2 protein-coding genes are annotated in these 2,331 nt (G+C 34.8%); one reads left to right on the plus strand and one right to left on the minus strand.

Annotated features, from left to right (window positions below):
• A partial coding sequence (locus BM057_RS11870; protein ID WP_218147476.1) for a hypothetical protein occupies nt 1-206 on the plus strand: 206 nt, incomplete at its 5' end.
• A gap of 608 nt (nt 207-814) precedes the next feature.
• Here the strand turns inward: BM057_RS11870 and BM057_RS11365 are convergent.
• Entirely contained in the window at nt 815-2,161 is a 1,347-nt protein-coding gene (locus BM057_RS11365; protein ID WP_047392382.1) for a glucose-6-phosphate isomerase, read from the minus strand.
• Between the last annotated feature and the right edge of the window lie 170 nt (nt 2,162-2,331).

The following is a 2,331-nucleotide window of genomic DNA, read 5'->3' on the forward strand; positions in this document are numbered from 1 at the left end:
TGACACTTGTCAAAACGCCCTACACATTGGTTCGTCTTACTTTGTTTAGTTTTCAAAGGTCTAATTTCTTGCGTGTGTTGTCTCAGCGACAACTTCTAAATGGTAACATCATCACCATTGCTTGTCAACATATTTTTGATGTTTTTTTCAATGAATATTTATTCACTGAAATTGATGCAAGTGCCTCGATGACTTTTATATGTTAGCATAACCACTCCGAAATTGTCAAACACTTTTTTAACAATTTCTTCGTTTCATTTGTAACGTTGCTGTCGGCTTCTAGCAGCGACAACATCAAATACTATATCAATTTTTATTTGACTGGTCAATAACTTTTTTCAAAAAAATAAAAAAAAGGAATATTTAAACATTTCACGAAAGATAGATTGTCTCGAATCCTTCAAATCATTTAATTTCTTATAAATCATCTTGTTTTGTTCAATGGTTTCTGATGTTAGTTTCTACCTAAAAAAATCTTCTTATAAATTTGCTTCACAGAATAAAGAAAGGCCATTGTTCTTCTCACGTTTATCATTATTGAAAAAACTGGTTCTTCCTCTTTTAACGTTGGTAAAGAAATTTCCTACGGTCGATGGGTTACTGAAATTTCTATAAATAGGATTCTAACGAGCTCAGCATTAAAAAAAATGATTTTTTACAGACCAACATTAAATATTGTAGAACCAAAAAAACTGTCCCATACGCTGTCGCTTTTGTCCAACTCGTGTAATCAGGCAGACAATTGCAACATTTACATATAGGGCAGTCATAGGTGTGATTCAATTCATTTTTTCTATTGCGATCTAATAGATGATTATAGGCGTTCGTTCAATTCATTTGCTAGGTCTTCGAACCCTGGTTTTCCAAGCAAGGCAAACATATTTTTCTTGTATGCTTCTACTCCTGGTTGGTCAAATGGATTTACGCCATTTAAGTAGCCAGAAATCCCTACAGCAATTTCAAAGAAATACATCAAGTAACCTAATGTATATTCATTTGTTTCTGGAATAGTGACGATCATGTTTGGCACATCACCATCTGTGTGTGCAAGAAGTGTTCCTTGGAAAGCTTTAGTATTGACAAAATCAACATCTTTTCCTTGCAGGTAGCCTAAGCCGTCAAGATCTTCTTTAGTTTCCGGAATATTGATGTTTACTTTAGGTTCTTCCACTTTAATAACTGTTTCAAAAATATTGCGGCGTCCTTCTTGAATATACTGACCCAATGAATGCAAATCAGTAGAGAAGTTGGCACTTGATGGATAGATACCTTTCTGATCTTTTCCTTCTGATTCTCCAAATAATTGTTTCCACCATTCAGAGAAATATTGTAAGTTTGGCTCATAGTTGATCAACAATTCCGTTACTTTACCTTTGCGGTATAAAATATTGCGGATTGCTGCATATTGATAAGCTTCATTTTCTTCTAGTTTATCGCTGGCATAAGCATCAGATGCGTCTGCAGCTCCTTGCATCAAGGCATCGATATCAGCTCCGCTGACTGCAATCGGTAATAAACCTACTGCTGTCAATACAGAAAAACGTCCGCCGATGTCATCTGGAATAACAAATGATTCATATCCTTCAGCGTCTGCTTCACTCTTTAAAGCGCCTCTTGCTTTATCTGTTGTTGCATAAATACGTTTTTTAGCTTCTTCTTTGCCGTACTTCTTCACTAATAATTCTTTAAAGATACGAAAAGCAATAGCAGGCTCAGTTGTTGTTCCTGATTTAGAAATAATATTCACTGAAAAATCACGGTCTCCAATGATTTCTATCAAGTGGCTAATATAGGTAGAACTGATACTGTTTCCAGCAAAGAAAATTTGCGGTGCTTTTCTCTTGCTGTTGTCCAGTAAGTTATAGAAACTATGATTGATAAAATCCAATGCTGCTTTTGCACCTAAGTAAGAACCGCCGATACCTAAAACAACAAGCACTTCTGAATCATCTTGGATTTTTTTAGCTGCTTCTTTGATACGAGAAAATTCTTCTTTGTCGTAGTTTTTTGGTAAGTTTATCCAACCCAAGAAGTCGCTGCCTGCTCCTGTTCCGTTACGCAACATGCTATCAGCAGTCGAAACTTGTTGTTGTAAATTTGTGATTTCATGCGGTTGTACAAATTTACTGATTTTTGAATGATCAAATGAAATATGTGCCATACTAAAACCTCCATAAAATTAAATAGTGAATTTTGTATCTTCCATTTTTAACTTTAGTTGTTTTACTTTCAAAATGCAACAAAAAAACAGTGTTTCTGTAGTGACCCCCAAATATTAGACTTTTTTGAAGTGGAGAAATCCACTTCTTTTTTTCTACTTTTATCCGCAAG

It is taken from the genome of Pisciglobus halotolerans (genome assembly GCF_900113675.1).
Taxonomy (GTDB): domain Bacteria; phylum Bacillota; class Bacilli; order Lactobacillales; family Carnobacteriaceae; genus Pisciglobus; species Pisciglobus halotolerans.